Source organism: Flavobacterium soli DSM 19725 (genome assembly GCF_000422705.1).
GTDB lineage: Bacteria > Bacteroidota > Bacteroidia > Flavobacteriales > Flavobacteriaceae > Flavobacterium > Flavobacterium soli.
In genome coordinates, this window is sequence record NZ_KE383908.1 from 66,780 (window position 1) to 92,552 (window position 25,773).

The following is a 25,773-nucleotide window of genomic DNA, read 5'->3' on the forward strand; positions in this document are numbered from 1 at the left end:
CTTGTCGTGAAATAGGTTTACACAAAATTGTAAACCTATTTCAGGACAAGACAATTTAATACTTCCTTTTTTTGAATAGAATCAATAGCTTCAATTTTTTCAAATTGATAAACATACTTTTCTTGACTAAAGGAAATAAAGAAATTAAGAAGTAAAATCAGAATAATTATTCTTTGTTTCATAAAATTGAGTGTTCATTTTTGCAGATTTCACGAAATCTTGACACTAACTTGTGTATACCCGCTAAAAAGTAGCGACTATACTCCCAAAACAAAGTAGATTGTCCCTACTTCGTAGCGTATTATATTCTAAAAGTACTAAAACTTTTAACATCCCCATATTTACTCTAAAAAAATGATGCATTATGGTTTTCCTTAAAGCCATAGCCTTTTTTAGAATGAGACATAGATTCCTCGTTCCTCGGAATGACAACTAAACCGATTAACTTTGTGAGATGGTTTGAGCGATAGCAGGTCTATTTGTGCTCAGATTATCTCCCTAGATTTATTTACCTCAACTCATAGCAAACTTGAAGTTCCCAGAAATAAGCATCAAAAAATACTACCGATGGGTTTCGACAAAATATTTAAAATGTTTCACGCAACCTTTTTTATTAACACGTATCTTCCTTAATAGCATTCTAAAATTAATATATTTGTGGAAAATACTAAATAGTACTTATGATAAAAAATTACATTTTGCTTTTCTTCTTTTTTGCTTTCCAATCGGTTTCTTCACAGGAAGCCTTGAATGTTTTTGATGTGGCCAGAAAAGGCACAGTCGAGCAGGCGAAAGCATTACATCAACAAGATCCCCATATTTTCAATACCGTTAATGAGGCCGGATATTCTCCTTTGATACTGGCTTGTTACCGTGGTAATAATGAAGTAGCCCAGTTTTTAATAGAAAATGGAAGCGATGTAAACGGAAGCAGTAGCATGGGAACTCCTCTTATGGCAGCAGTTGTAAAGGGAAATATTCCAGTTGTAAAGATGCTTTTATCGAAAAAGGCTGCAATTGATTTGGCTGATGCCAATGGTATAACACCTCTTATCTATGCTGTACAGTTTAACAATGTGGCGCTAACAAAGCTCCTCTTGGACTATAAGGCCGACAAGACGAAGGTAGATAAAAGTGGTAAAACTGCTTTTGAATATGCCACATTTTCAGGAAATGAAACCCTAATTAATCTATTAAAATAAAAAAAAAACAATTATGAAAAGAAAATTACTTTTAGTGTTCTGCATGTTTGCTTCGGCCTTGTCGTTTGCACAAACAAAATCGACAGGTGAAGTGAATTTGTCAACTAATGTAAAGGCTACATTAGAATTGAATAACACAACAACAACGGCTAAACTTACATTGGTAGGGCCAAATGATAGATGGTTTGCTTTGCAATTCGGGTCATTTTCTAATGGACAAGGAATGATGTTGGGTACTGATATGGTATATTGGAACAATACAACATTAGTTGATTGTGTTCAGCAAGGAGAAGGACAAGTGCCTGATGAAGACACAAACAATTGGACATTCGTTTCCAATACTAACAACTCTCCATCTACGGGTTTGAGAACAATTGTTTTCACAAGGCCTTTCAATACGGGTGATGCTAATGATTTTGTATTTAATTATAATGCAACGACTATTGATTTTGCTTGGGCGAGAAGAAGTAATGCAGGTTATACAATTAACAACCATGGAGCAAATAGAGGGTATGTTATAAATGCTCCATTTACAGTGTTAGGGGTTGAAGATTTTTCTTTGAATGCTTCGGCGGTTTACCCAAATCCTTCTAAAGGGAACTTTACAGTAACTTCTAAAACTACTTTGGAAACCATCAGTATCTATACTCAAACTGGTGCTTTTGTAAAAACCATCACGGTTGGTGCCGGAGCTACTGAAGTAGAGGTTGATGCCGAAGGTTTGGCTCAAGGGGTTTATTTACTGGAACTTCAGAATGCATCTGAGAAATCATGGAAAAAGATTATAATTAATTAGATAGTAATTATAGATTGAGAGAAGGGTCGGTTGTTATAACCGACCTTTTTTTGTTTTGTTTTTTAGGGGGTTTGGATTGGATTGTCTTGAAATTGGTTTATAGTTTTGTAAATTTATTTTAGGACGAGACAGGGATATCCGGAGCATCCACGCGAAGGGATTCGCGCGGTAGCGGGGTTAACTGTTTGATATCTGAGAGACGGATTAGTTGCCGTTTTTTAATTTAAATTTAATAACCACTCAGAAATTTCGTCTAAACCATTTCTATGAGTTAATCTTTCTATCGTCATTTTTTCTACGGCGATAGTATTTAAATGTTTTTTACATTTAGACTCTTTCTTCTTTTTATCTTCATCATTTAATTCTTCCCACATTCTACCGTTGCTAGCATTTTGAAGCGTTTGCGCAACAATCAATGGAACGTCCATTTCATCTGTAATTTCAGGAACAACTATAATTAAACCATTCATGGCGTACGACTCCTCAATAGCTTCTTTTGTAAGGTAATTTTCTAGTTCTGTTTTTGTAGTATTAAAACCTTTCTTATTTTCTTGTTGGTTAATCTTATCAACGTAGTCCCTATAATCAGGTATGTCATTATCATAAATATGTAGCTCTGGCTTACCTAAACCATCTAAATATTTATTGTCAATATAAAATTTTAAACAAGAGCCACCAGAAATTACAATTGCAATATCTTGTCTTTCATCCAAAGGAATTATAGCATGATTGTAAGTATTTAACAACTTACTGTATCTTTTTAAAGCGTTTACATCATGGTTTCCTTCGACGAATAAAAGTTTGGAAATTTTATCTGCAGGATTTGGCAAGACACCAAGTGTGTCAATTATTCTATTTATGGTTTCTTCGTTTAACTCTTGAGTTTCAATATCAACTCCATATTCAACAACATTTTGATTTTCAATCGATTTATAAATATAAATTAAAGATTCCATTGGAATTTCACGAACCAAATTAGCACTATGGGTTGTAAAAAAAACTTGAATGTTTGATCGCTCGCTTAATTTTATCAAAGAATTTATTAATATTTTTTGATGGTTAGGATGCTGTGCAGTTTCAGGTTCTTCAATAGCATAAATTATTGAAGGTGCGGAAGTTTCGATTTTCTTCTTCTCTGCTTGAGCTTGAAAAAAACTTAATAACACTAATCTTTTTACTCCGCTACCACGTTTATTTAGCGGAACATTATTTTCATTAAGTAAAGTTAAATCAAATATTTTGTCCCAACTTGGGAGTTTGCTAAAGTCAGATTTCATTTTTTCAGCAAGGCTAGCATCAATTTCTTTTAACTTTTCTAATGTTTGCTCAGCTACAATTGTTGATTTTGCTTTAATCTCAACTTCAATTTTATCTAATAACTCTTTGATTTCAGGAATTGCTAATGTTTCCTTTATTGCTTGATTCATTGGATCCTGTACATCTTTGTCTTTGTCATTAATGGTCTTGTCAACTTTGAAAAGAGTAAAAATTGGTAAATAATCTTTTAATTTCGACCAAACAGCTTTTAAATTGTTCTCGGTATCCAAGCTTCCATCTACCTTCAGTTCTATTAATTGTTTTTGACTTTGTAAATTTTCTTTAATAGCTTTTCTTATCGGCGGATTTTTTGTTTTGTTAATTCCCGCTAAATCAATTTCAAGTTCCGCTGCTAAAGCTTTAAGTGGAGAATTTTTCAATGTCAATATATAAAGAAGCTTCTCATGTATTTCATGTTCAGCAATAATGTAAGTGGCTTTGGTAATCGCTCCGCCAATTTTAAATGTCTTTTTTATTTCTAATAATCCATTTTGATTGAGAAGGGATTCTTCTTTCAGTGAAGTTTCTACTGTCGAATCTAAAACAAGTTTCTCTCGAAAATCATCAAACAAGCAAGTAATTTCTATTAAATCATCATTGGAGTTGACTGATAGGTCTGTTTTCTCTATGCCATCGTTGAAGAAAATATTGATAGCTTCAAGAATTGTAGATTTTCCAATATCATTTTTTCCAATGATGCAGTTAAGATCTCCCAAATTAATGGTTAATTCATCTTGGTAAATTCGAAAATTTCGAAGTTTAATACTTACTAATTTCATGATTGTATAATTTAAAATATAAGTTAACGGTTTCAGTATCCGTAATTGGTGGCTTTTAGCACATAAAGTTCAATAGATTTAGTAATATTATACCTTGTACATATGCTTCATAGAAGCGCTTCAACCGCCATATTACCAAAGTGATATTGTGTGTTCGTGCTTTTTCATGCGTTTTGTATAACTTCTGCAATTTCACCTGCAATTTCTTCAACAGTATATGAAGACGTATTTCTTGCTAACTTGTCTGCCAATGAAGGACTAAAGTCAATAACTTCTTTTTTTGTTATGTTATGCCATATGGGTAAAACTATTTGTTCTCCACTTACTGATTTTGTTATAATTCCGTCAAGTTCATAATTAGTCCATCCTTTTCTAATAAAATCTTTTGATAAAACCACAATTCCAAACTTACTATTAGCTAATCCCTTGTCAATTTTCCTTCTCAAACTATCTCCAATTTTCAGTTCAAACTCGTCATACCAAACTGAAAGTCCTTCACTTTTTAATGCTTGTGCTAACGGTCTAACTACCTCATCTTTGTCTTCAGAAGCATGAGAAATAAATACGTCATATTGTTTTTCAGCCTCATTTGAATTGTTAAAAGGATATTCGTCATTTTTATGTACTAATGAAGGAACTGTTGATAGTGCTGGTTGTCTAAACTCTGGTAAAGTACTTGGCATCATTCTGATACTTGAGCGTACAGTTCCTCTTAAACCCTGCATATCCACTGTTACATGCCAACTACCTGTACTTGGAATAGAAAGTCGAACTGGTGATTGTTTTGCTAAACCACCAAAATACCTATGCTGTCTACCATTTTTATAATTTTGAAAATTAGAGCTGTCCATTAGCCTCACGTTTGCAGCACTTCCTGATAAAGTAATTTCTACAATTTGTCCCCTTTCTTTTCTTCCTAAGTCATAATGAGTGAAATTCATAAAATCTATAAGTATTTGATTAAATATTGTTCGTTAAGGTCACTCTATTAGCATGATACTTAACTTATTTATAACCGCTATTTCCTAGCGTATTATAATATTCTAAAAGGACTAAACCTTTTAACATCCCCAAACCTACACCATAAATAAAACCCCACATTACGGTTTTCCGTAAAAGCATAAACTTTTTTTCACTCCACCCCCAATTCCCAAACATTCCCTTCCCCATCTTCGGCCATCAGCTCTCCATATCCTACCCATTCGAGGGTTATTGCTTTCTTTTTGCCTGCTTTGTCCAGGAGATAGCCGCTACCGTGTTTTCCTTTCATGTTGACATTGCCGGTTATGGGTTCGCCTGTGTTATCGGCTCCTATGACATCATAGTTATAGGTATATTCGCCCTTGCTGCCTGTCCTGTATTCATATTGATAGACGGTGTCAGTATGGACCGTGGCAAGGGCTTCGGGAATAGAAGCTGTTACTGTTGTTGCTGGGGTATTGCCTGCGGAAACAGGCAGCGGTTCATTTTGGCGGCAAGCCCAAAAAGAAGCTACAACGAGTAACAGCATTCCTAGGGACCTACTATTAGGGGAATCGTACATGTTATTTTGTTTTGTTAGTAACCTTTGGTCGATAAATGTAATGCAAAAAAGAGTAGCAATGTTAATTCACAACACTTATTATAGCAATTGTAGAGATATATCTACAAATAACTATCAATCTTACAAAAAAAATAGGGATAAATTACGGAAAACCGTAATCCAAACCTGCTTTTGAGGCGGATCGCTTTAGCCCCTGAGGGTATCGAGCATTGTTTTGGCCAACTCGATAAAATGGGGTACGGAGATTTCCTTTTGCAACATCTGGAAAAAGAGTGCCTCATAGTGTTCGTGCAACGCCACCCTATTGGCAACTTCCATACCGGAATAGTGGGCCTGCTGGATTCCCAAGAGCATGAAATCTACCGGATATGGCAGGTGTCCCTGAAAATTCATCTGGATGACTTCCTGCACATCAAGGTCGAAATCTTCCAAGGCTTGCTGGGTTTCAAAATAGGCAATGAGCTGGTTTTCGGAAAACGGTTGGCGGGCAAAGAGGTGTTCGATTGCCTGGTAGAGGATTGCCGAATCGATAGTGAAATCAGCCTCCAATTCGCGGCCTATGGCGTTGATGCGTTGCAAGGAATGGATGCAGTTGAGCACCTCAACGGTGTAGGAAAACAAAGTGCGTTCGGCTACCGAATCAAAATGATTGGCATGCAGGACAATAAAAGGACTTGCGGGTTCAAGTGGGAACGATGCATTTCGTTTGAGGTATTCATAATCTAGTACCATAATTTGTGTGTGTGTTTAAAGTGATTTCAAACCTAGTAGTTCTACCTGAAACTCTACTAGGTGTTTCCCCTATTTATTGACTAGGGTTTTAGCTAATTGTGGATTAAAGGTTTTGGGTTTTGGGTTTTGGGTTTTGGGTTTTGGAGTTAACTTAGAACCTTGTTTTTTAATCTTGAGCCAAAACTACGAAGGGGAAAAATTTTTATATTACGGTTTTTCCGTAAATTCAAAAAAATTTTAGCTTGTAGATTTAGCTTGTAGATTTTTACAACCTACAACCCAAAACCCTGTCCCCTAACAATTTGATGTGGTCTTTGAAATCCATAATGTGTTGATTTTGATTATTATTCGTCAAACGTACAATGGAAAAAAATCATCACATTACGGTTTTCCGTAAAAGGGGAAATTATTTTTATTTTAGTGAGGTTTGTGGTTGGTGATCAGTGGTCAGTGTTCAGTATTCAGTGTTCAGTGTTCAGTGTTCAGTAATGCGTAATTATTAATTTAGTATTCATTGGTCAGCCTGTAGAGTAGCGATTAATCATTAGTGATTGCCTGAGTGGTGATTATTGTTTTGACTGGAAACTGTGACTGGAAACTGAATACCGAATAATGATCACTGAATACTGAATGTGTTCAGTGTTCAGTGTTCAGTGTTCAGTAATGCGTAATTATTAATTTAGTATTCAGTGGTCAGCCTGTAGAGTAGCGATTAATCATTAGTGATTGGCTGAGTGGTGATTATTGTTTTGACTGGAAACTGTGACTGGAAACTGAATACCGAATAATGATCACTGATCACCGAATAATGAATACTGAACACTGAATACTGAACACTGAATACTGAACACTGATTACTGAACACTGAATACTGAATACTGAATACTAAACCAACCCCAAGTCCTTTGCTATACTCACGAGGTGGATGGAGTTTTTCGCCTTGAAGTAGATCTTGAGTTTGCTGATGTGCTTTTCTACACTGCTGCTGCTTTTGGCGGTTTTGCCTTCGGTTTTGAAGACTTCGCAGATTTCGGCTACACTTAATCCTTCGGAGAGGTACTTGATGAGCTGGATGTCATATTCTTCGATTTCGAGTAGCGAAGTGGGATGCAGCAGGTGGCTGAATCGTGGCGAGAGGTATTTGGCCTCACCTTTATAAATGGTGTTGATGGCACGGATGACCTCGCCGGAGCTTTCGCGTCCTTTCCAGACAAAGGCATCGATGTCGAGGTCTTCGAGCAGGAACTTGATCCTGTAGTTTCGGTCTTCTATGGAATAGGCGATGATCTTGAGGTCGGGTTGCTGTTGCTTTACGGCCTTGATCAGGTCTTCGCCGTTGGGCAAGACTGCGGTTCGGTGATCGGCCTCAAAGGAGAGGTCGGTGATCAACAAGTCAAACGGAACGGCATCGAGTTGGGCCCGCTTGATCTTGAGCAGGGCATCGTCACAGTATTTGGAATGTACGATTTCGGCCTGGTGGAGTTGTTCTAGGATGGTGCTTAGGCCCAGTCCTATACTGTCAATGTCTTCGGCAATTAGAATTTTTTTAAACATAGCAATTGTTTAAGATGGAAAAATAAAATACATTTTGAAACCCCTTTGTGGAGTTGGTTCAAAAGTAAGTTTCCCTTTTATACTTAAAATACGGTTTTCCACATTTTGCAAACCATTTTTCCTTAATTGCTCGTCAGGGCCTATTCCCACTCCGTTGTCGGTGTAATTTATTTTTATATTTTTCTTTATTTTTTCAAAACTGATGACAACCAGAGTCGCCTTGCTGTGCTTTTTCATATTGACCAGCAATTCCTGCAGCACCCTGTAGATGACAATTTTCTTTGCCGGATCAATCGTTGCCCAATCGATGCTGTCGATTTCCTTGAGGATGATATTAACCTCTCCCGAACTATAACCCGAAAGCATGTCCTTGAGGTGCCTGAGGTAGTTTTCGTCTGTGTCGATGGTGTTGTTTTCCCTGGAGATATTGCGGGTTTGTTCATAGATGCGGTCGAGATTGTCGATCAGGACCTCCTTGTTTTCGGGAGACGAAAGGTCTCGCAGTTCTGCAAAGGTCATGGTGTTGAAGAGGTCGTTTGCCAATTCGTCGTGGAGCTTCTTGGCGATTCGGGTTTCGGTCTCGTATTGTTCTTCACGTCGCTGTTTTATTTTTTCGCGCTTGTGGCGGATGCGAGTCACCACCAACAGCACTGCAATTCCTAAGAATAGCCCACTTAAAACGATACCACCTATGAGGTTGCGAACTTCATTTTCGGCCTGTTTGATCTTCATCTGCTGGTTTTCGTTTCGCTCCTTAGTAGCATCAAAACGGATCTTGGCGAATTGATTTTTGGCTTTTTGCCGAAAGGCTTGCACACTATCATTGAGCCTGAAATAGTCTTGGTTGTACTGACTGCCACCAAAGGTAGCCAGCAGTTCGAGGGACTTCATCCTGTTGTCGATGGCACCAATTTTTGTTGCCAGAGTATAAGCTTTTTGGGCATATTGTGCAGCAAGTGATGGGTTGTGTTTGCCGTGGTATTCAGCCAGGTTGATGTAGCTGTAGACCATCCCCCTTTCGTCGCTTTTTTTTGTCCTGATTGACAAGGCTTTTTCCATCAAGGGCAAACCGGAAACACCATCGTTCTTGAATTGTGCATAGCCAAAGTTATCCATGACCTTGGCAAAAGAACTCTCGTCTTTGCGAATGATTTGATTTTCATAAAGAGCCGAAAACTCACCAAGGGCTTTGGCATACTGCTGATTCTCCAGATAGCAGAGGGCGATGTTGTGGTCGATTATTTTTTGGAAAAGGACATCGGTAGTCAGGGCTTTTGCTTTTTGATAATAACGAATGGCTTCGTCATAATCGTGAAGTGCGGTATAGGAAATGCCGAGTAGATTATTGGCTTCTCGCAAATAATCCTGATTGGGTTTAGGTGTGTCCAAGAAGGCCAATGCTTCGGTTAGGGTTTCCTCGCTACCCGAATAATCGTTGTAAACTTGCTGAATATGGGCCATCTTGAGCAAGCTGTAACTTGTTCTCAAACTGTCGTTTTGCTTTTCAAAAAGGATTTTAGAAGTATTGTAGAAATCGTAGGCCATTGGATAATCCTGCAAGGCAAAAAAATGTTCAGCCTTTCGGCTTATGATATAGGCTTTAGAACTGGTAGGATTAGTTGTTTTGCTGGCAAGCTCATACAATTTATCGAGATAATGCGGGATACTGTCGGGATAAGCCTGGGTAATGACATTATCCAATTGATACAAAACCGCCTGATAGAGCAAAGAAGTATCCTGAGTATTTCTTGCAACCTCAACGGCTTTTTGAGCATGAAGTATTTTATGGGAAAGGACTGTATCGGTAGCCAATTGCTGCTGATAGTTGTGGATTGTAACAGCTGCATCGCTTTGCTCGACAGTCGTGGCACTCTTGTTACATGAAAACAAAAGGCTTCCTAAAAGTGCCATAAAAAATGGGGAATTGAACTTCATTATAAAAGTTTAATTCCCCGAAAGTACTAAAAATTAAGGTATAATTGCTAATCCTTTGTTTTATCCACCTGGTGGCGGAGGTGGTGGTGGCTTGATGGGTGTATTAATTGGTTCACCATCTGCCACAACTGTTGCAGGGTTTGTATCCTCAATGGCCTCAGCCGTGCAGGAAATCATCGAAAGGCAGCTTATTGATAGCATCGCCAAAAGCACTATTTTTTTCATGATATTAGTATTAAAATTTTGGAAATAGAAAGACCTTGGGGACATTTGTCCTTACTTTTGGTTCCGCGAAAACCACAGGTCCTTCTGAAAAATAATGGGTACTCTGGGAAGTGCAGTGGGTCAAAACAGCTCCTTAATTGGATACTTCCCGAATCGTTTTACGAAGCTGTTTTTCTACACTGTTTTTTAGCCTCAGTTTTGTACATTTGTTTTCACTGCAGTGCAAACAAGAACTGATTCCGAGGCAAAGGAACTACCGTTTTTGCTGGGTATTTGCAAGTGATTCCGATAATTCCGATTGTTCCGATGAATTCCGATTAATTCCAAAAACATACCCCATGAGAAGAATTTTTGATGACTATTTGAAGGCGGTCAAGCTGCAATTTGAACAAAAAAAGGACGGCAAGTATGCCAGTTATTTCTTAATGCCTTCTCCTGCCCAATTGCGAGAACTGTGTCTGATTTTCTTTGACAATGGTCTCAGTAATGCAGATAAAAAGGTATTCGAGATTTTTTTTAAGTCGAAGGAAGGAGAACTGCTCAGGAGAGATATCGAACAGGTTGATGTGGATAAATTTCGTCCAATAGTGAATTTTTTTAAGGGAAAGAATGAACGGACAAGTTCCCCTAGTGTTGAATTGATTGCCGTATTATTGGATTTCAAACCGCGTCCTTTTCACCTTTTTCTCAAACAGGATGAAAAGATGCTGGAAGAAGAAATTGAAAAGGAAAGTCCAGCTGAAGAATTGGACGATGTGGAAATAGAGAAGCAAAAAATAAGCCTGAAGAATGATTCGCCCATCTTGTTCACTTCCGTAGAAGAACCTGCAAAAAGGCAAATGAAAATTCCTCGTTCTATTTTTTTTGTACTGATTGCCGTTAGCATTATAGCGGTTGGCTACATTGCAAAAGATATCTGCTTTCCGGCAAAAGAATGCATGCAATGGCAAAAAGACCGCTATGTTGAAGTAGATTGCCAGAATGAGACACAAGGTTTTTTGATGGCAATAGAAAAAAAGCCATTGCAAAAAGAATTGCTGGGCTTCAGAAAAATAGAAGTTACATCTGCGACAAAGTTATTTGAATATGACAAGCCATTGGTTTGGTATTGCAAGCAAAACAATAAAGTAGAATTCTTTAACCAGCCGGGTGTGCATCCTGTAACGGGAAAGGCATTGAAACCCATCACCTATTATATGGCTAAAGCACATAGTAAAAAGTAAAGGGAATAACTTTACAGTTATCAATTATTAAAAAAAACCGTAAACGAACAAACACTCTAAGTAATTTGCTTGTTTACGGTTGATGGGTAAAATTATATTTTTACCCTTTACAATTCTTGCTTAATGACATTCAGCTCTCGAGCAACGGCATCATAGAGTTTTTCCGGAACGGGCTTTTTGTTGAAGTTCACGACAATCTTTAGCTTGGTATTGTCGTCCATCAGGGCATGCCGCACCATGACAGGAGCGTTTACTACTGCCACTTGTTTTAATTCCAAAATGAGATCCGTCAGGTAAGAATTACGTCGAAACAGATCTTCTTCACATCGCTTCAGGATGTTATAAAGTGCCGTCTTTTCTTCTGCCAAAAGTGTTGTGGCATAAGGTTGTACAGTAATTTTCATGTTCATCTTTTTTTTTCTGAAATTAGACAAAAACCATAGATTTATCCTTATAACATTTAAAATCAGAATTATAGAATTCAAATAATAAAAACGAAACAAAAAAAAAACCGCCTGAAAAATATTCCAGGCGGTTGCAATTTAGCTATTGGCTATAGCCAAATACTCTATTATTGTTTCAAGACCTTGATGGTTTGGGTAGCCGTTTCAGCAGTTACTTTCACCAAATAAGACCCACTTGCAAATCCTGAAAGATCTACCTGTGTTTGGTTTGTACCAACTGTTTTCACTAGCATGCTTTGTCCCAAAAGGTTGTATACTTCCACATTTGTGATAGTAGTGGCATGCGAAAGGTTCAAGATATCCTTAACCGGGTTTGGATAGGCTGTGAAACGTTGCAATTCATTGTCGCCTATGCTCAAATCATCTGAAGTTACTTCGATGATAGCTACACCTTCTGCTCCATCACTGAAACCGCTATAATGCCCAAAGTTGATATAGTAAAGTGTTCCTATTTCGGATGCTGTGATAGTCAAGGTTTCCGTATCGTCTTCATATCCTGTATCAGCATTGTCATAACAAACAAAGCTACCACAAGAACCGGTATAGATTCCAAGTTTTCCATCCCATCCTTGTGAGGTGGCATTGATGGTAATATCGCCTCCATTTCCTTCCACCGTATACCAGATACCGTCGTTCATGGTTTCGCAATCTTCAACAACGATCAAGCCATCGTTATTGGTAGCCGAAGTCGCATCTATGGTTTCATTGAATGGAAAAGAAGCTATTGCAGTAGCAGTATCACAAGCGTCGTTGTCTGGAACTGGTGGAGCTTCAACTGTTGTAAACGACCATTCTACACAGTCTAAAGCCTGTCCAGCTGCATTTCTTGGAATGGCAATCCAGTAGAAAGTAGTACTGAATCCTTCAATCTCAATAGGAGCTGATGTTTCCTCGAAGTTGTCGATAAAGTCATCCTCTGTCAAGGGCAATTCTGTTCCTCCATAAAGGTCATAAGAATCTACTGGCCCACCTGTTGTGGAGGCTTCCCAACTGAATTCTACTTCTCCAACAGCTACATCTGTAGCACCGTCTAAAGGAAAAATAGCGGCTGGTGAACAGGCAGCGGGATCTGGTGGAATCGTGCTGATAACATTGATAGTAAAATTCCCTTCTGGTGCATCATCAAAAGAGTCATAATATCCGACGTTGATATAATATACGGTTCCAATTTCTGAACTTGTTACGGTAAAGGTTTCGTCTCCTGAGACCATGTCATCCACAGTTCCCACACATTCCAATGTGCCACAGCTTCCTGAAAACACACCCAATGCGATGTCATAGTCTTCTCCCGTAGTCACGGTGATTTCGATATTGTTACCGTCACCTGTAAAGGTGTACCAAAGACCATCATTCATTTCCCAATTCTCGCAGGCCATCACAAATCCGTCTGTTGAAGCTGCTGCTCCATCGGTTTGTTCGTTGGTATAAGGAAAAGTAGCGATTTCTGTTGCACCTTCACAATTGTCGTTTACAGGTGTTGGCAAACTCTGTACGTCGATCGTAAAGTTGCCTTCCGCATTATCTGTAGTCGGATGATAGTGTCCAACATTGATATAATAGGTGACACCAATTTCTGAAGATGGTATTGTAAAGGTTTCCGCTTGTCCTGAGTAGGTATCATCCATGGTCCCAACACATTCCAATTGATCACAGCTTCCGCTATAGATGCCTATTTCCACATCATAGCCTGCTTCTGGTGTTACGGTAATGATTATGCTATTGCCATTCCCTTCAACTGTATACCAAAGTCCATCGTTCATAGAACCTTCGCAAGTCGTAGAAAGACCATCATTTGCTGCTTCTGAACCGTCTTCTTGAAAGAAACTGTAAGGAAAAGTAGTAATCGCGATGGCATTTGCACAATCGTCATTTGCAGTAGCGAAAGTAGCCACTGGTTTTTTTAAGGGCTTCGTAGGATCTATCCCAGAGGCAGTTGCAACATTCGCAGTTCCGAGGAGAAGAGCTCCCAACAACCACGTTAAGGTAATTTTTTTCATTCTATAGTGATTAATAATTGTAAATGCGAACTTACAAAAACTTACACTGTAAGAATTTCCTTCGCTGTTAATTGATTGTTAAGATAGATGTTAAAAAAGATTAGAACTGTTAAAATTTGCTTTTTTGAATATTGCGATTGAAAATTTACAACAGAAATTATGAAATTGGAAGTACTATAATGGAGATAGAAAACTGGAGCAGAATATTTACACCAATAAAAAAAACCAACCCTACAAATGTAAGATTGGTTGATATTGATTTAAGTCAAACGAAATGACGACCTACAATTCCCTACAACGGAATGTTTCCATGTTTCCTTTTCGGTAATATGCTTTCCTTGTTTTCGAGCATACTGAATGCCTTGATAAGCTTTCTTCGGGTGTCTTGTGGGAGGATAACCTCATCAATAAAACCGCGTTCTGCAGCACGGTAAGGTGTTGCGAATTTCTCTGCATATTCCGCCTCCTTTTCTAATAATTTGGCTGCAGGATCTGCTGCTTCAGAAATTTCTTTCTTGAAGATGATTTCACTCGCACCCTTGGCTCCCATAACCGCTATCTCTGCTGATGGCCATGCGAAGTTCATGTCGGCACCGATGTGTTTGGAATTCATCACGTCATAGGCTCCGCCATACGCTTTTCTGGTGATGACAGTTACTCTTGGAACAGTTGCCTCGCTCAAGGCATATAACAATTTGGCGCCATGCACGATGATTCCGTTCCACTCCTGATCGGTACCTGGCAAGAAGCCCGGAACATCCACCAATACCAAAAGCGGAATATTGAAGCAGTCACAGAAGCGGGTAAAACGAGCTGCCTTAATCGAACTGTTTACATCCAAAACTCCTGCCAGGAACATAGGCTGATTGGCCACGATTCCGATGCTTCTGCCTCCTAGTCGTGCAAAGCCTACCAGAATATTCTCTGCAAAATTCTTGTGGATTTCATAAAATGAATCCTCATCGATGATGCCCTTGATCACATCGTGCATATCATAAGGCTTGTTGGCATTCTCAGGGATGATGCCCGAAAGCTGTTCCCTGATTTCATCTCCCAATTCAAAAGGAATCTTTGGAGCGGTTTCTTTATTGTTTTGAGGCAAATAGCTCAATAGTTTCTTCAGATCTTCAAGACATTCCACATCATTGGCAGAAGTCACATGTGCCACCCCCGACTTGGATGAATGGGTACTCGCTCCTCCCAATTCCTCAGAAGTTACGGTTTCATTGGTCACGGTCTTTACAACATTTGGTCCCGTTACAAACATATAGCTGCTGTTCTCGACCATCATTGTAAAATCGGTCATGGCAGGAGAATAGACAGCTCCACCAGCACAAGGTCCCATAATGGCTGATAATTGAGGGATCACGCCCGAAGCTTGCACATTTCTAAAAAAGATATCGGCATAACCACCAAGGGAACGTACTCCTTCCTGGATCCTGGCTCCACCTGAATCATTGAGTCCAATCATGGGTGTGCCCGATTTTACTGCCATGTCCATTACTTTGCAGATCTTCTCTGCATGGGTTTCTGACAAGGCTCCGCCAAAAACCGTAAAATCTTGTGCAAAGATATAGACCATTCTTCCATTAATAGTACCATATCCTGTAATCACACCGTCACCATAGTAAACTTCCTTTTCCATCCCGAAATCAGTCGTTCGATGGGTTACCAACATACCGATTTCTTCAAAGGAACCTTCATCTAAAAGATATTCGACGCGTTCACGTGCCGTTAGTTTTTTCTTCTCGTGCTGTTTTGCTATTCGCTTTTCGCCTCCACCCAGTCGGGCGAGGGCCATTTTATCTTCTAATACTTTTATTTTATCTTTCATAATTATTGTATTGGCAAACGAAGGATGTTTTGGTCTTTTAAATATTGCTTCAAGGCTATCATTGCTGCTACTTCGGCTTCCTTGTCCTGTTGTGCTTTCAGGTGTTCTGCATCATAGTAGTTCTTGACAAAATGGGTATCGAAATTTCCTGAACGAAAAGCTTCATGCTCCATCACAAACTTTCCAAATGGCAGGGTCGTACTCACGCCTTGCACTTGATAGCTTTCAATTGCCTTAATCATCAATTGAATGGATTCTTCTCTTGTTTTTCCGTAGGTTATCAATTTGGCCAGCATCGGGTCATAATAAATCGGGACATCCATGCCTTGTTCGAAGCCATTATCTACCCGGATGCCTTCGCCTACAGGTAACTGATATACTTCCAGATTACCTACACTTGGAAGGAAATCATTCAGCGGATCTTCGGCATACACACGCAATTCCATTGCATGTCCTTTTATGTGCAAATCTTCTTGTTTTAGCGTAAGCGCTTCGCCTCTTGCCACTCGAATTTGCATTTCGACCAAATCCAAACCTGTAATCATTTCCGTTACCGGATGTTCTACTTGAAGGCGGGTATTCATTTCAAGAAAGTAGAAATTTAGATTTTCATCTAATAAGAACTCTACTGTTCCAGCTCCAAGATAATCACACGCTTTTGCCACTTTTACCGCAGCCTCTCCCATTTGTTTCCTTAATTCTGGAGTTAAAACAGAGGATGGTGCTTCTTCTACGACTTTTTGATGACGACGCTGAATACTGCATTCCCTTTCGAATAAATACAGGATGTTTCCATGGCTATCGGCCATCACTTGGATTTCGATATGCCGTGGTGAGGCCACATATTTCTCTATAAACACCGATCCATCTCCAAAGGCAGAAGTTGCCTCACTGATGGCACGGGTCATTTGTGCTTCTAAATCTTCTTCTTTTTCTACAACACGCATTCCCTTTCCTCCACCTCCTGCTGATGCCTTGATAAGGATTGGGAAGCCAATTTCTTTTGCAATCTGTTTGGCTTTTGCAATATCAGTGATGGCTTGGTCTATACCAGGAACCATCGGAATATTGTAGGCTTTAACAGCTTCCTTTGCAGCAAGTTTGCTACCCATCATGTGGATGGCTTTCGATTCTGGTCCAATAAACGTGATGCCATTGGCTATAGCTTCTTCTGCGAAAGCGGCATTCTCACTCAGGAAACCATAACCGGGATGGATGGCATCTACTCCTAATTCTTTGGCAACAGCCACAATTTTACTACCCAGAAGATAAGACTGATTGGAAGGTGACTCCCCTATCCATACGGCTTCATCTGCAAATTTAACGTGTGGTGCATTTCGATCGGCTGTAGAATATACCGCTACGGTCTTGATGCCCATCCTTTGGGCGGTTTTCATTACCCTTATGGCAATCTCACCTCTATTGGCTACTAATATCTTCTTCATAATTATTCGAATTCAATTAACAATTGTCCTTTCTCTACGGCATCTCCCTTGCTGGCCGAGATGGACTTGATGATACCCGAACGTGGCGACAGGAAACTGTTTTCCATTTTCATGGCTTCCAAAATTAGGAGGCAGTCATTGACTTGTACTTCTTGTCCAACGGTGACACTCATCTCCAAGATTAGTCCTGGCATGGGAGCCTTGATGGAATTGATTTGTTTTGAAGCTCCCACCTCGAAGCCCATATCCTTGATTAACTGGTCTAGCGGATTGGTAATGACTACATCATAGCTGTTACCATTCACTTTAACGGTATAAGTCTTTGCAAGAAAATTGGAGTCAACAATTTCGGCTACATAGGGAAAATTGTCCTTGAGTACATGAAACTCTGAAGTTGTGCTGGTTGCAACCGCATCGAATGTGGTGAGATCTGCTGCACCACGCTCGTAAACAGTGGTGCCATTGACGGTAAGTTTGTATGTGCTATCCATATCGTAATTTTGATGACCGTAAAAGTAAGGAAAAGAAAACGTTTGCGAAAGAAGAGCGTTTAGAGTTTTACTGAAAACTGAGACTGATCGCTCAAAACCAATCTCTCAAAATTTCCTACTTTTGCAGTAACAAAACAAATCAATTCCCTGAACTTTTATGAAAACTCCATCTACACTACTTGTGCTATTTGTCTTCTTGTTATGCGGTACAGCTCATATATCAGCTCAAAACAGGACTAAAGAATACAACAACATTGGCTGGTTTGCCTATACTGGAACATTTAGACTGAATGATAAACTAGGAGTCCATACAGAATACCAGTGGCGTCGAGATGACTATATAGAGCATTGGCAACAGGGATTATTGCGATTAGGTTTGAATTATAACTTCTTACCAGAAGTGCAAGTGAGGGTGGGTTATGCCTGGGCCGAAACCTATCCGTATGGCGAAACACCACTGAACGGCATGGGCAAGGACTTTACAGAACACCGAATTTATGAGATGCTGACGCTGCAGGACAGGATTGGGAGGGTGAACCTATCGCATCGCTTTATGCTGGAGCAAAGGTGGGTAGGCCGTTATAGTGATGCGGCACTCGAAAAGGAAGACGAGTTTCCATTCTTAAACCGTGCCCGATATATGCTACGATTACAAATTCCATTGAAAGGCACGACAGTACAGGACAAGACACCCTATGTCGTACTCTATGATGAGGTGTTTATAGGCTTCGGGAAGAATGTTGGAGAAAATATATTCGATCAGAACCGTCTTGGTGTATTGTTTGGCTATCGCTTTAACAAGCACTTTCAAATGGAAGGTGGCTATTTGAATCAGGTTGTACAACTGGGAAGAGAAATTGACAATAAGAATGCATTCCAGTATAACAATGGTTTTATTGTGAGTACTATTGTTAATCTGGATCTAAGGAAATCGAATAACGAAAACAACTAATAGCAAACACTACCCTCAAAACCTTTTAAACATATCAGCTCCTAAACCTTCAATCTAAGCAATAAAAAAGCCACCCTAAGGCAGCTCTAATAAAGTGTTATACCGCACTTCCAGGACTCGTAGGAGCTTCGCCTCCTGCTGGGTCTACATCTCCCCAGTCACGTCGCTCATCTAGTTCTTTTTCGTCTAGATCATCTTCGTCATGCTCTATATCATCCCTTCTATCGTCTCTCGGACGAGTGTTGCTAGACTGATAAATAGTTTGTTCTTGGTGATCACGAGGGGTTTTGCCATCAGTTAACTCTTCGTTTGGGTTGTGGTTTGTGTTCATAGCTATTTTATTTAATGGAGTACTAATCCTGGTTAATACTATAAAATTAGTACTACTGAACAAGCTATGATTATAAGATTTTAATTAAAAGTTGTGGGATTTGAGTAGCAAGTTTATTGTTTTCTTAGAAGAATTAATTGCAAGCAATTATTTGTAGGCTAAAAAAAATATTACCCATAATATACAAACAATTCTAATAAGTTAACTTTTGTTTATCTAAAAAATATCTAAAATACTACAAAACACTAGTAAACAAAATAATAAAATTAATTTATTCACATTTTAACAATATTAAAAAATTAAACAATTGCTAAAAAAGTCTTATCTTTAATTCCCCAAATAAGCCTAATGCTATGAAAAACCTGAACCAGAACTTTAGATTGGTCTTGACGGATGATGACACCGAAGACTGTGAAATGTTCAACGAAGCCCTGAAAATGGTGGATACCAACGTTACATTGGAAGTATTGCATAACGGACAAGAATTGTTGGATCATCTCCATGAAAATTGTTCGGAATTGCCAAATCTTGTATTCTTGGATCTCAACATGCCAATCATGGATGGTATAGAAACTGTTGAAGCAATCCGTAATGATGACAAGCTCAAGCACATCTCAGTAGTAATCTTCTCGACTTCTAGTCGGGAGGAGGATATTGAACAGACGTATTGTAAAGGTGCTAATGGTTTTATATGCAAGCCATCCAATTTTACTAAGTTACAGGAAATCATCAAGAAGGCTCTTGAAATCAACTGGAACCGCCAAAGGACTGGGAACGGCCAACTTACTCGGGAACAATATTACCTGACTTTTTAAACTCAAAAAAAGGTTGTATTGGTATAACAGCTAATAAAAAGCTATACCAACACAACCCTTGAATTGCTTGATTTTTTAGATACTACTTACTCCTCTGTCAAAACGGCTAGCTCGGCACGCTCCTCTTCTTCCACTTCTCCACTAAAATAAGGAAACACATCAACTATGGGCGATTCTGAAATAGCAGTTATAGTATAGTCACCCATCGTGCCTTTCATCACCGTCACTGTGTTATCAAATGCTTCCTTTACATCATTCGCCTGAACCAGCAAGTTCATACCTGTCTTTCGTTCCTTACCACTTTCTTCATCAAAGGCTACAAGGGCAATTCGGGTTTTAAACCAGCGATCGGCATTTTCAAAGGGGTGTATCTCGGCAAAATTACCAAACTTGATGCCTGTGATTTTAAATTCTTCGCTCACATAGGCCGCCATCTCCTCGTTGATCCTTCGCTCTGCTTCCGTATAGGAAATTGCATCTACCAGATAAGGCTCGGTTGTAACCTTTTGTATGCCATTCTCGTCTATTTTTCGGTAACGTACTTTGCATTCATACCAAATTGCACTCATATCTTGTTTTTTTAATGGAGGGCAAAGATAGATTTTAATACCGCTAAAAAGAGCGAACTCATGAATAGATATTCACAATTTGGCTATTGTTGATAGGAGTTTATTGATGGTTGGTAGTTATTTTATAAGCTGTCGGGAATTGTTCATAATGACTATTGTTGCTGCGAATTTAGATTCTAAATCTTTCTATTTCTTTAATATTCAAATTATAAACGGTAGAATTCTTGTATGATGACGGAGTAGTATTTTTTGTAGAAGATTCTATTATATTAGGAGTCAAAGGTAATTGGATGTTACTTACATTTTTTTTTACAATAAAAGCAAAATTCCTACTTCTTCCTATTGAAGTTGTCTGGAATTATTACATATATTTTATTAATTACCAATACATTAAATTTTCATTAAATTAAAAAACACGTATTTATACGGTTGTTTTTATTGAAGCGCTTTCCTAGATTTGATACGATAATAATACGCTCTAAACTTTATGTTGCTCCTTAGCATAGAATAATTTTCATGCGTTCCGCAAATTGCTTTCATTTAGTGTTTCTTACGCAATCATCAACTTAAATTTTATCAGTATGGCTAAACAGTAACCATTTACAAAAGGAGTGTTTTGTCATCTATAACTCAAAATGAACTTGTCTTAGAATACTGATATTGAAATTCTAGTAACAATGAAAAAAAAAGAAAAAAAATACCACCTTCAAACATGACAACTATATTCTTGGCAAAATATCGATACTAATTATATCATGCTGTATTGCAAATACTACAAGTCCCGCAATATTTTTTGCACCTGTCTTGATGAATAGGTTATTTTTGTGGCCTTCTACCGTTCTGCCAGTTATATGAAGTATTTCGCCTATTTCATTGGCTGTTTTCTGCATACTTATAAGTTTCAATATCTCAATTTCCCTTTCGGATAGGTCGTCATCGTTATTCAAAATGTATTTGGAGGGCTTTGCTGCTGGTTTTTCTTTCATGCAGGCTATCTGATCTTCCATGAAATAGACAGAGTTGATATAGACAGATTGTATTATGTGTTTCAACAAAACAGGAGAAATTCCTTTGGGTACAAAGGCTGAGGCGCCAGTCTTGAACATGAAATTTAAAAAACTGTGCTTGTAATGTGAGGATATGACGATAATTTTTATTGTTGGAAAATGAATCTTGATATGCTGAGTTGCCTCTATACCATCCATCCCTGTCATTTTTAAATCAAGCAGGACAATGTCAGGAAGTTGCTTATCCTTATTAAGTTTCACAATCAGTTCGCCACCGTCCGAAGCGGTAAATAATACTTCATACCCTTTGCTGTCATTTAAAAAATTTTTTAGTAGTCCAGCGATGAGATTATCATCGTCTGCTATGGCTATGGCAATATTTTTCATTGGTTACCGAATTGTAAGTGGTTCAATGTTATGATTGTGGAAGTACCGCTTGTACTTGATTTTATTTTATGAGCACCTTTAAGGTACATCATCCTCAGCTCAATATTTTGTAAGCCTATACCTTTTTTTGCCTCTTTATAGTCGAATCCTTTTCCATTATCTCTCACAATCAGTGTGAGGTTTGTGTTCGTAATTTTTAATTGGATATAAACGTCTGAAGCTCCTGAGTGCTTATGGATATTAGTAATAAGCTCTTGTACAATCCTCGCTATCTGTATCTTAAGGTTTTGGTTTATAGTTGTAGCGGTGTCAATGTTTGTATAAAAATGAACCCGCAAGTATTTTTTCCATGGCATTGTGATATCTTCCAGTAGCTCATTCAATTCTACAGCATCGAGCATTGGTGGACTTAAATCATGTGATATTCGCCGTGCTTCGGCAATTGTCTCTCCCAAAAGTAAGTCTATCTGTTCAAAGTTGTATTCCAATTGATTCTTAAGGCGTAATATAGTTAATTTACCAATTAAAGAATCATGCAAATCAGCTGCAATACGTGTTCTCTCCTGTTCTTGTACTGCAATACCGCTTTCCAAAAGATTTTTTTGGTATTCGAGTTGTAGCCTAGACTCTTTGAGTTTGTTTTCTACCATGCGTTTGAAATTTAACTGTACGAGCTTTACAAATGATACTGCTAATATCGCTATGACGGCCAAAACAACTAAAATCCAGACTGCAATCGTTTTTGGGTCGAGCCATTTTTCCATATTTCCTTACTTAAAAAGGTATAAAGTGAAATTGTTAATAATAGATTTGCAAACCAGAAGTAGAACTTTACAGAAGAGGTAACATTGATAAGAAAATTTACAGGTAGGAAGAAAATCAAGTTTAAAGAAAAATAAATCACAAAAACAGAACTTAACTTTACTAGCATGCTGTCTTGTTGTTCCTTGCCTAAGTTTTCAAAAAGACTATTGATGGACATGATGATGATGATAAAAGAACATATTACTTTAGAATAAGGCTGAAAATCAATTGGTTCTACATCATTCAGTGTAAACATTTCATAAATCATATACACTGAAGCAATGAAAGTAAATACAGTATAGGGCCATATATTTTTTTTGAAAAAGCAAACCCGGTAGTATACATAAAAGAATACCAACTCCAATAAGCTGAAAATTACGATAAAGATTAAATTGTTATGATAAACCTCTCCTATGATTCGGCTTACAATATCGACAGTAAGGCAAATAGAAAGATATATAACTAAGAATTGATTTTTTTTATCCAAGTATCGGTAGTAACAAGCACCAGCTATTACGCCAAGAAGCAATAATAACGGAACCAGTAGTGTACCGATACTAAGTAATCTGTTAAAAGACATTTGTTTACTTTATAGTAAATTCAGCAAGTAAAAGCTACTTTGTGGAGCAACATCAAAAGGAGGTACAGGTCTTACTGTATCATAAAATGCGGTTTTGGATTTTGAATTATATACCGTAATAAGATCCGCAGTGCCGTTAGCTGAAGCAGCAACTTCTTCTTTTAAGCCAAAGAAACTAGTATATTCAACATCTCGCTGCATATAGGATGAGGGAACATAAAATGCTTTAAAGATCCCTTGTGTTTGTTGTCGATTGTTTATCTGGACAGTCGCCCATGCGGCATAATCTCTTTTCCAAGCATCAATTCTTTTTAAGGCTTCGGCTTCTGGAATTTCATCTGAATTGCCTAGATTTCTTTTCACTTTGCAAACCGTAATGGCATTAAATAAATCTGACTCACTGCTATTGTGATCTGCTGTAGCGTCAATTAAAAACATATAAAACTCATTTTCTGCTGCACAAATTCCAGGATATGCATGAATAGCAGAAGTTTCTGGCGCATTTCTTTTGAACGAAAAATAATTTCCCAAACTAAGGAATTCGATCACTTCGGATGAATTATCCCTAATATTGTTCCATTCTCTTAAACATCTTAAGATGCTTTCTAAATTGTTAAATTCCATAATTTTTGTTTGTATTAGTAGTTGAATATTTGGTTTTATTTTTAGGGGTACGTGAGAATTTTCTTTTTCAAAGATATAGCTTTGATTAATATTAGACAATCTGAAAAGCAACTTTTTTTGTTATTATTAACGAGTATATAATTGTTATAGGAAATAAAAAGCATGTTATATCTGTACCGTACAAAAGTATTTTCTATTATTTGCAAACAGGTAATTCTACCTGTTTTTACAAAAAACTAATGTCTTAGCTTTGTCCTAATCAATTTTTTTTTTGGACAAAATATGGAAGTATTGGTATAACCAATATACAATTCCAACCAAAATTTGCTCTATTTAGATTGGATGCGTATCAAGCAGAATTTTTTAATCCTTCCCACTATCTTGCTGTTTATGTTTACAGTAAGGGTAGTGGTCAGAATCAGGTATCAAAGAGTGGGATAAAAAATCAAGAAAGGCCCCAAGTCTACCAAAACTATTAAAAAACCAAATATAATAATAACCCTTAAAAACTAAAATTATGGACGAGTATTTAGGAATCATTAAATTATTTGCTGGCAATTTTGCACCAAGAGGATGGATGCAATGCAATGGACAGCTTTTACCTATTTCATCAAACACTGCCTTATTCTCAATCTTGGGAACCACTTATGGAGGCGATGGAGTAACCACTTTTGCATTGCCTGATCTTAGGAACAGGGTTGCTGCAGGAGTGAGCAATACATTGCCAGAGGGAGCTACGGTAGGAGCTGCATCAACTATTGCTTTTGGACAAGGAATTCTTTCTGTTGCAAATATTCCAGCCCACACTCATAATGCCACAGGCACAATTAATGTAAATAATGTTGCGGGAACTTCAACTGATCCTACCAACAACTATTTAGGAAGTTCGGGACCTGCAACAGATAAAGAGTACAATGATGCTGCTCCAACGGGAACAATGAACGCTGGAGCAGTAAGTGTTACTGTTGGAAGTACTGGAAACGGTGCACCATTTACTGTTCAGACTAGTGTTGATGTAATGCAACCTACCTTGGCTTTGTTTTATATCATCTGTACAGAAGGAATCTATCCATCACGCCCGTAATATAATGGGTTCATGAAAAAGGCGGTTCTTCAGGACCGCCTTTTTAATTAGAAAATTTTAAAATTTGATTGATATGAAACAAAAAATATTTTTTATAATGTTGTTTGTTGCAATGCTCCTGCCAAAAGCAGGATTTTCGCAGTTAACAGCAGCTGATCAAGGTGGTTGCCTTCTCAGTGGGGATGTTTGGTCTCCTAATGGAAGTGTAGCAGGACATACTACTTATCAAACTCTTCTGTCATGTTGTGGAGTACCATGTAGAGTTCAATGGAGTGTTGCAAACAATCGCTGGGAGGTTATTGCAGCTGTAGATAGTGATGGTGTTTTTAACGATGTATTGAATTATAATACTACCAATACAAGCCCAAATCCTCCAGCACTTGGAAACGGCAATTGGACAGATTCAGGTTTTGGTTGTGGCTCTCTTACGCAATTCAGTGGTCCTTATACTACTTCCGCTAATCCTGCACCAGTAATAACTGGAAATCCTCCAAACAGGACCATCTGTGTGGGAGCTAATACTACCTTTACTGTATCGGCCACTGGAGCTACATCCTATCAGTGGCAGGTAAACACCGGAGGAGGATTTACAAATATTTCAAATGGAGCACCTTATTCAGGTGCAACCACTACAACACTTACCATAACTAATGCAACTGCATCTATGAATGGTTATACATATCGTGCGGTAGCTACAGGCTCTGGCTCTGCTACCTCTAGTTCGGGAACTTTAACAATATCCAACATTGTTACAACTGGCTCAAAGAGCGATATTTTATGTAATGGAGGTAATGGTACAGCTACTGTAATAGCATCTGGCGGAATAAGCCCTTATTCCTACTCATGGGCGCCTTCAGGAGGAACAGCGGCAACAGCCAGCGGACTTTCTGCCGGGACTTATACTGTTACTGTTACAGATAATATAGGTTGTGAAGCCACAAGGAGCTTTACCATTACCGAGCCAACACAGCTTGTAGCTTCCCCTGCAGCACAGACCAACATCGCCTGCAACGGCGGTGCTACCGGGTCGGCAATGGTCAACGTTTCTGGCGGGACACCTGGCTACACCTATTCATGGTCGCC

25 protein-coding genes are annotated in these 25,773 nt (G+C 38.4%); 7 read left to right on the plus strand and 18 right to left on the minus strand.

Features of this window, described 5'->3' with window-relative positions:
* Positions 1 to 680: 680 nt before the first annotated feature.
* Together G508_RS0117735 and G508_RS0117740 are read left to right on the plus strand one after the other, a co-directional pair.
* Entirely contained in the window at positions 681 to 1,202 is a 522-nt protein-coding gene (locus G508_RS0117735) for an ankyrin repeat domain-containing protein (protein ID WP_157486100.1), read from the plus strand.
* A gap of 13 nt (positions 1,203 to 1,215) precedes the next feature.
* The gene (locus G508_RS0117740) at positions 1,216 to 1,998 is read left to right on the plus strand and encodes a T9SS type A sorting domain-containing protein (RefSeq protein ID WP_084626024.1); all 783 of its coding nucleotides are present in this window, start codon (positions 1,216 to 1,218) and stop codon (positions 1,996 to 1,998) included.
* Between the two features lie 218 nt (positions 1,999 to 2,216).
* On the opposite strand, the gene G508_RS0117745 is transcribed toward G508_RS0117740, so the two are convergent.
* From G508_RS0117745 to G508_RS20180, 7 genes are all read right to left on the minus strand, one after another.
* Complete coding sequence (locus G508_RS0117745) at positions 2,217 to 4,094, minus strand: ATP-binding protein (protein WP_026706564.1); 1,878 nt, start codon at positions 4,092 to 4,094, stop codon at positions 2,217 to 2,219.
* A 164-nt stretch (positions 4,095 to 4,258) separates the two neighbouring features.
* Complete coding sequence (locus G508_RS0117750; protein ID WP_026706565.1) at positions 4,259 to 5,035, minus strand: DUF1883 domain-containing protein; 777 nt, start codon at positions 5,033 to 5,035, stop codon at positions 4,259 to 4,261.
* Positions 5,036 to 5,226: 191 nt separating this feature from the next.
* Positions 5,227 to 5,637 carry a hypothetical protein gene (locus G508_RS19695; protein WP_051197745.1) on the minus strand — a complete coding sequence of 137 codons (411 nt, stop codon included), beginning with the start codon at positions 5,635 to 5,637 and terminating at the stop codon, positions 5,227 to 5,229.
* Between the two features lie 186 nt (positions 5,638 to 5,823).
* The gene (locus G508_RS0117765) at positions 5,824 to 6,369 is read right to left on the minus strand and encodes a hypothetical protein (protein ID WP_026706566.1); all 546 of its coding nucleotides are present in this window, start codon (positions 6,367 to 6,369) and stop codon (positions 5,824 to 5,826) included.
* Between the two features lie 885 nt (positions 6,370 to 7,254).
* Complete coding sequence (locus tag G508_RS0117775) at positions 7,255 to 7,923, minus strand: helix-turn-helix domain-containing protein (RefSeq protein ID WP_026706567.1); 669 nt, start codon at positions 7,921 to 7,923, stop codon at positions 7,255 to 7,257.
* A gap of 9 nt (positions 7,924 to 7,932) precedes the next feature.
* Complete coding sequence (locus G508_RS0117780) at positions 7,933 to 9,858, minus strand: ATP-binding protein (protein ID WP_051197747.1); 1,926 nt, start codon at positions 9,856 to 9,858, stop codon at positions 7,933 to 7,935.
* 60 nt (positions 9,859 to 9,918) lie between these two features.
* Positions 9,919 to 10,083, minus strand: coding sequence for a hypothetical protein (locus G508_RS20180; protein ID WP_157486103.1), 165 nt, complete (start codon positions 10,081 to 10,083; stop codon positions 9,919 to 9,921).
* Positions 10,084 to 10,421: 338 nt separating this feature from the next.
* Here G508_RS20180 and G508_RS0117790 point away from each other — a divergent pair, with 338 nt between their 5' ends.
* A complete protein-coding gene (locus G508_RS0117790) occupies positions 10,422 to 11,306 on the plus strand; it encodes a hypothetical protein (protein WP_157486105.1) in 885 nt (294 codons plus the stop codon).
* Positions 11,307 to 11,413: 107 nt separating this feature from the next.
* Here the strand turns inward: G508_RS0117790 and G508_RS0117795 are convergent, their stop codons facing one another.
* From G508_RS0117795 to G508_RS0117820, 5 genes are all read right to left on the minus strand, one after another.
* On the minus strand, positions 11,414 to 11,710 hold the full coding sequence (locus tag G508_RS0117795; protein ID WP_157486107.1) for a hypothetical protein: 297 nt from the start codon (positions 11,708 to 11,710) through the stop codon (positions 11,414 to 11,416).
* A gap of 167 nt (positions 11,711 to 11,877) precedes the next feature.
* Positions 11,878 to 13,767 carry a T9SS type A sorting domain-containing protein gene (locus tag G508_RS0117800; RefSeq protein WP_026706571.1) on the minus strand — a complete coding sequence of 630 codons (1,890 nt, stop codon included), beginning with the start codon at positions 13,765 to 13,767 and terminating at the stop codon, positions 11,878 to 11,880.
* A 292-nt stretch (positions 13,768 to 14,059) separates the two neighbouring features.
* Entirely contained in the window at positions 14,060 to 15,601 is a 1,542-nt protein-coding gene (locus G508_RS0117810; protein WP_026706572.1) for an acyl-CoA carboxylase subunit beta, read from the minus strand.
* A gap of 2 nt (positions 15,602 to 15,603) precedes the next feature.
* A complete protein-coding gene (accC, locus tag G508_RS0117815; protein ID WP_026706573.1) occupies positions 15,604 to 17,046 on the minus strand; it encodes an acetyl-CoA carboxylase biotin carboxylase subunit in 1,443 nt (480 codons plus the stop codon).
* 2 nt (positions 17,047 to 17,048) lie between these two features.
* Complete coding sequence (locus tag G508_RS0117820; protein WP_026706574.1) at positions 17,049 to 17,537, minus strand: acetyl-CoA carboxylase biotin carboxyl carrier protein subunit; 489 nt, start codon at positions 17,535 to 17,537, stop codon at positions 17,049 to 17,051.
* Between the two features lie 157 nt (positions 17,538 to 17,694).
* Between G508_RS0117820 and G508_RS0117825 the strand changes: the two genes are divergently transcribed.
* Positions 17,695 to 18,489, plus strand: coding sequence for a DUF2490 domain-containing protein (locus tag G508_RS0117825; protein WP_026706575.1), 795 nt, complete (start codon positions 17,695 to 17,697; stop codon positions 18,487 to 18,489).
* A gap of 97 nt (positions 18,490 to 18,586) precedes the next feature.
* Here the strand turns inward: G508_RS0117825 and G508_RS19285 are convergent, their stop codons facing one another.
* Positions 18,587 to 18,820: a hypothetical protein gene (locus G508_RS19285; RefSeq protein WP_035695161.1), complete on the minus strand. Its 234-nt coding sequence runs from the start codon at positions 18,818 to 18,820 to the stop codon at positions 18,587 to 18,589.
* Between the two features lie 353 nt (positions 18,821 to 19,173).
* On the opposite strand from G508_RS19285, the gene G508_RS0117835 reads away from it, so the two are divergent.
* A complete protein-coding gene (locus tag G508_RS0117835) occupies positions 19,174 to 19,635 on the plus strand; it encodes a response regulator (protein ID WP_035695162.1) in 462 nt (153 codons plus the stop codon).
* Between the two features lie 86 nt (positions 19,636 to 19,721).
* On the opposite strand, the gene G508_RS19290 is transcribed toward G508_RS0117835, so the two are convergent.
* The 5 genes from G508_RS19290 to G508_RS0117860 form a co-directional block, all read right to left on the minus strand.
* Positions 19,722 to 20,204, minus strand: coding sequence for a DUF4494 domain-containing protein (locus G508_RS19290; RefSeq protein WP_035695164.1), 483 nt, complete (start codon positions 20,202 to 20,204; stop codon positions 19,722 to 19,724).
* Between the two features lie 719 nt (positions 20,205 to 20,923).
* A complete protein-coding gene (locus G508_RS0117845; protein ID WP_026706578.1) occupies positions 20,924 to 21,598 on the minus strand; it encodes a response regulator transcription factor in 675 nt (224 codons plus the stop codon).
* The gene (locus G508_RS0117850) at positions 21,595 to 22,362 is read right to left on the minus strand and encodes a sensor histidine kinase (protein WP_026706579.1); all 768 of its coding nucleotides are present in this window, start codon (positions 22,360 to 22,362) and stop codon (positions 21,595 to 21,597) included. The genes G508_RS0117845 and G508_RS0117850 overlap by 4 nt, the downstream gene beginning before the upstream one ends.
* Entirely contained in the window at positions 22,317 to 22,982 is a 666-nt protein-coding gene (locus G508_RS0117855; protein ID WP_026706580.1) for a hypothetical protein, read from the minus strand. The genes G508_RS0117850 and G508_RS0117855 overlap by 46 nt, the downstream gene beginning before the upstream one ends.
* Before the next feature lie 9 nt (positions 22,983 to 22,991).
* The gene (locus G508_RS0117860) at positions 22,992 to 23,606 is read right to left on the minus strand and encodes a hypothetical protein (protein ID WP_157486109.1); all 615 of its coding nucleotides are present in this window, start codon (positions 23,604 to 23,606) and stop codon (positions 22,992 to 22,994) included.
* Between the two features lie 517 nt (positions 23,607 to 24,123).
* Between G508_RS0117860 and G508_RS0117865 the strand changes: the two genes are divergently transcribed.
* Positions 24,124 to 24,690, plus strand: a complete 567-nt coding sequence (locus G508_RS0117865) for a phage tail protein (protein ID WP_026706582.1) — start codon at positions 24,124 to 24,126, stop codon at positions 24,688 to 24,690.
* A 73-nt stretch (positions 24,691 to 24,763) separates the two neighbouring features.
* On the plus strand, positions 24,764 to 25,773 hold a 1,010-nt coding region (locus G508_RS19295), incomplete at its 3' end, for a SprB repeat-containing protein (RefSeq protein WP_211223400.1).

Bases quoted from the DNA above. Each gene is read 5' to 3' on its own strand.
- G508_RS0117825 (WP_026706575.1), top strand. From the start codon at position 17,695: ATGAAAACTCCATCTACACTACTTGTGCTATTTGTCTTCTTGTTATGC.
- G508_RS0117775 (WP_026706567.1), bottom strand. From the start codon at position 7,923: ATGTTTAAAAAAATTCTAATTGCCGAAGACATTGACAGTATAGGACTG.
- G508_RS0117850 (WP_026706579.1), bottom strand. From the start codon at position 22,362: ATGGAAAAATGGCTCGACCCAAAAACGATTGCAGTCTGGATTTTAGTT.
- accC (WP_026706573.1), bottom strand. From the start codon at position 17,046: ATGAAGAAGATATTAGTAGCCAATAGAGGTGAGATTGCCATAAGGGTA.
- G508_RS0117835 (WP_035695162.1), top strand. From the start codon at position 19,174: ATGAAAAACCTGAACCAGAACTTTAGATTGGTCTTGACGGATGATGAC.
- G508_RS0117795 (WP_157486107.1), bottom strand. From the start codon at position 11,710: ATGAAAATTACTGTACAACCTTATGCCACAACACTTTTGGCAGAAGAA.
- G508_RS0117780 (WP_051197747.1), bottom strand. From the start codon at position 9,858: ATGAAGTTCAATTCCCCATTTTTTATGGCACTTTTAGGAAGCCTTTTG.
- G508_RS0117800 (WP_026706571.1), bottom strand. From the start codon at position 13,767: ATGAAAAAAATTACCTTAACGTGGTTGTTGGGAGCTCTTCTCCTCGGA.
- G508_RS0117860 (WP_157486109.1), bottom strand. From the start codon at position 23,606: ATGGAATTTAACAATTTAGAAAGCATCTTAAGATGTTTAAGAGAATGG.
- G508_RS0117845 (WP_026706578.1), bottom strand. From the start codon at position 21,598: ATGAAAAATATTGCCATAGCCATAGCAGACGATGATAATCTCATCGCT.
- G508_RS19290 (WP_035695164.1), bottom strand. From the start codon at position 20,204: ATGAGTGCAATTTGGTATGAATGCAAAGTACGTTACCGAAAAATAGAC.
- G508_RS0117765 (WP_026706566.1), bottom strand. From the start codon at position 6,369: ATGGTACTAGATTATGAATACCTCAAACGAAATGCATCGTTCCCACTT.
- G508_RS0117790 (WP_157486105.1), top strand. From the start codon at position 10,422: ATGAGAAGAATTTTTGATGACTATTTGAAGGCGGTCAAGCTGCAATTT.
- G508_RS0117735 (WP_157486100.1), top strand. From the start codon at position 681: ATGATAAAAAATTACATTTTGCTTTTCTTCTTTTTTGCTTTCCAATCG.
- G508_RS0117820 (WP_026706574.1), bottom strand. From the start codon at position 17,537: ATGGATAGCACATACAAACTTACCGTCAATGGCACCACTGTTTACGAG.
- G508_RS19695 (WP_051197745.1), bottom strand. From the start codon at position 5,637: ATGTACGATTCCCCTAATAGTAGGTCCCTAGGAATGCTGTTACTCGTT.
- G508_RS0117750 (WP_026706565.1), bottom strand. From the start codon at position 5,035: ATGAATTTCACTCATTATGACTTAGGAAGAAAAGAAAGGGGACAAATT.
- G508_RS19285 (WP_035695161.1), bottom strand. From the start codon at position 18,820: ATGAACACAAACCACAACCCAAACGAAGAGTTAACTGATGGCAAAACC.
- G508_RS0117810 (WP_026706572.1), bottom strand. From the start codon at position 15,601: ATGAAAGATAAAATAAAAGTATTAGAAGATAAAATGGCCCTCGCCCGA.
- G508_RS20180 (WP_157486103.1), bottom strand. From the start codon at position 10,083: ATGAAAAAAATAGTGCTTTTGGCGATGCTATCAATAAGCTGCCTTTCG.
- G508_RS0117855 (WP_026706580.1), bottom strand. From the start codon at position 22,982: ATGTCTTTTAACAGATTACTTAGTATCGGTACACTACTGGTTCCGTTA.
- G508_RS0117865 (WP_026706582.1), top strand. From the start codon at position 24,124: ATGGACGAGTATTTAGGAATCATTAAATTATTTGCTGGCAATTTTGCA.
- G508_RS0117745 (WP_026706564.1), bottom strand. From the start codon at position 4,094: ATGAAATTAGTAAGTATTAAACTTCGAAATTTTCGAATTTACCAAGAT.
- G508_RS0117740 (WP_084626024.1), top strand. From the start codon at position 1,216: ATGAAAAGAAAATTACTTTTAGTGTTCTGCATGTTTGCTTCGGCCTTG.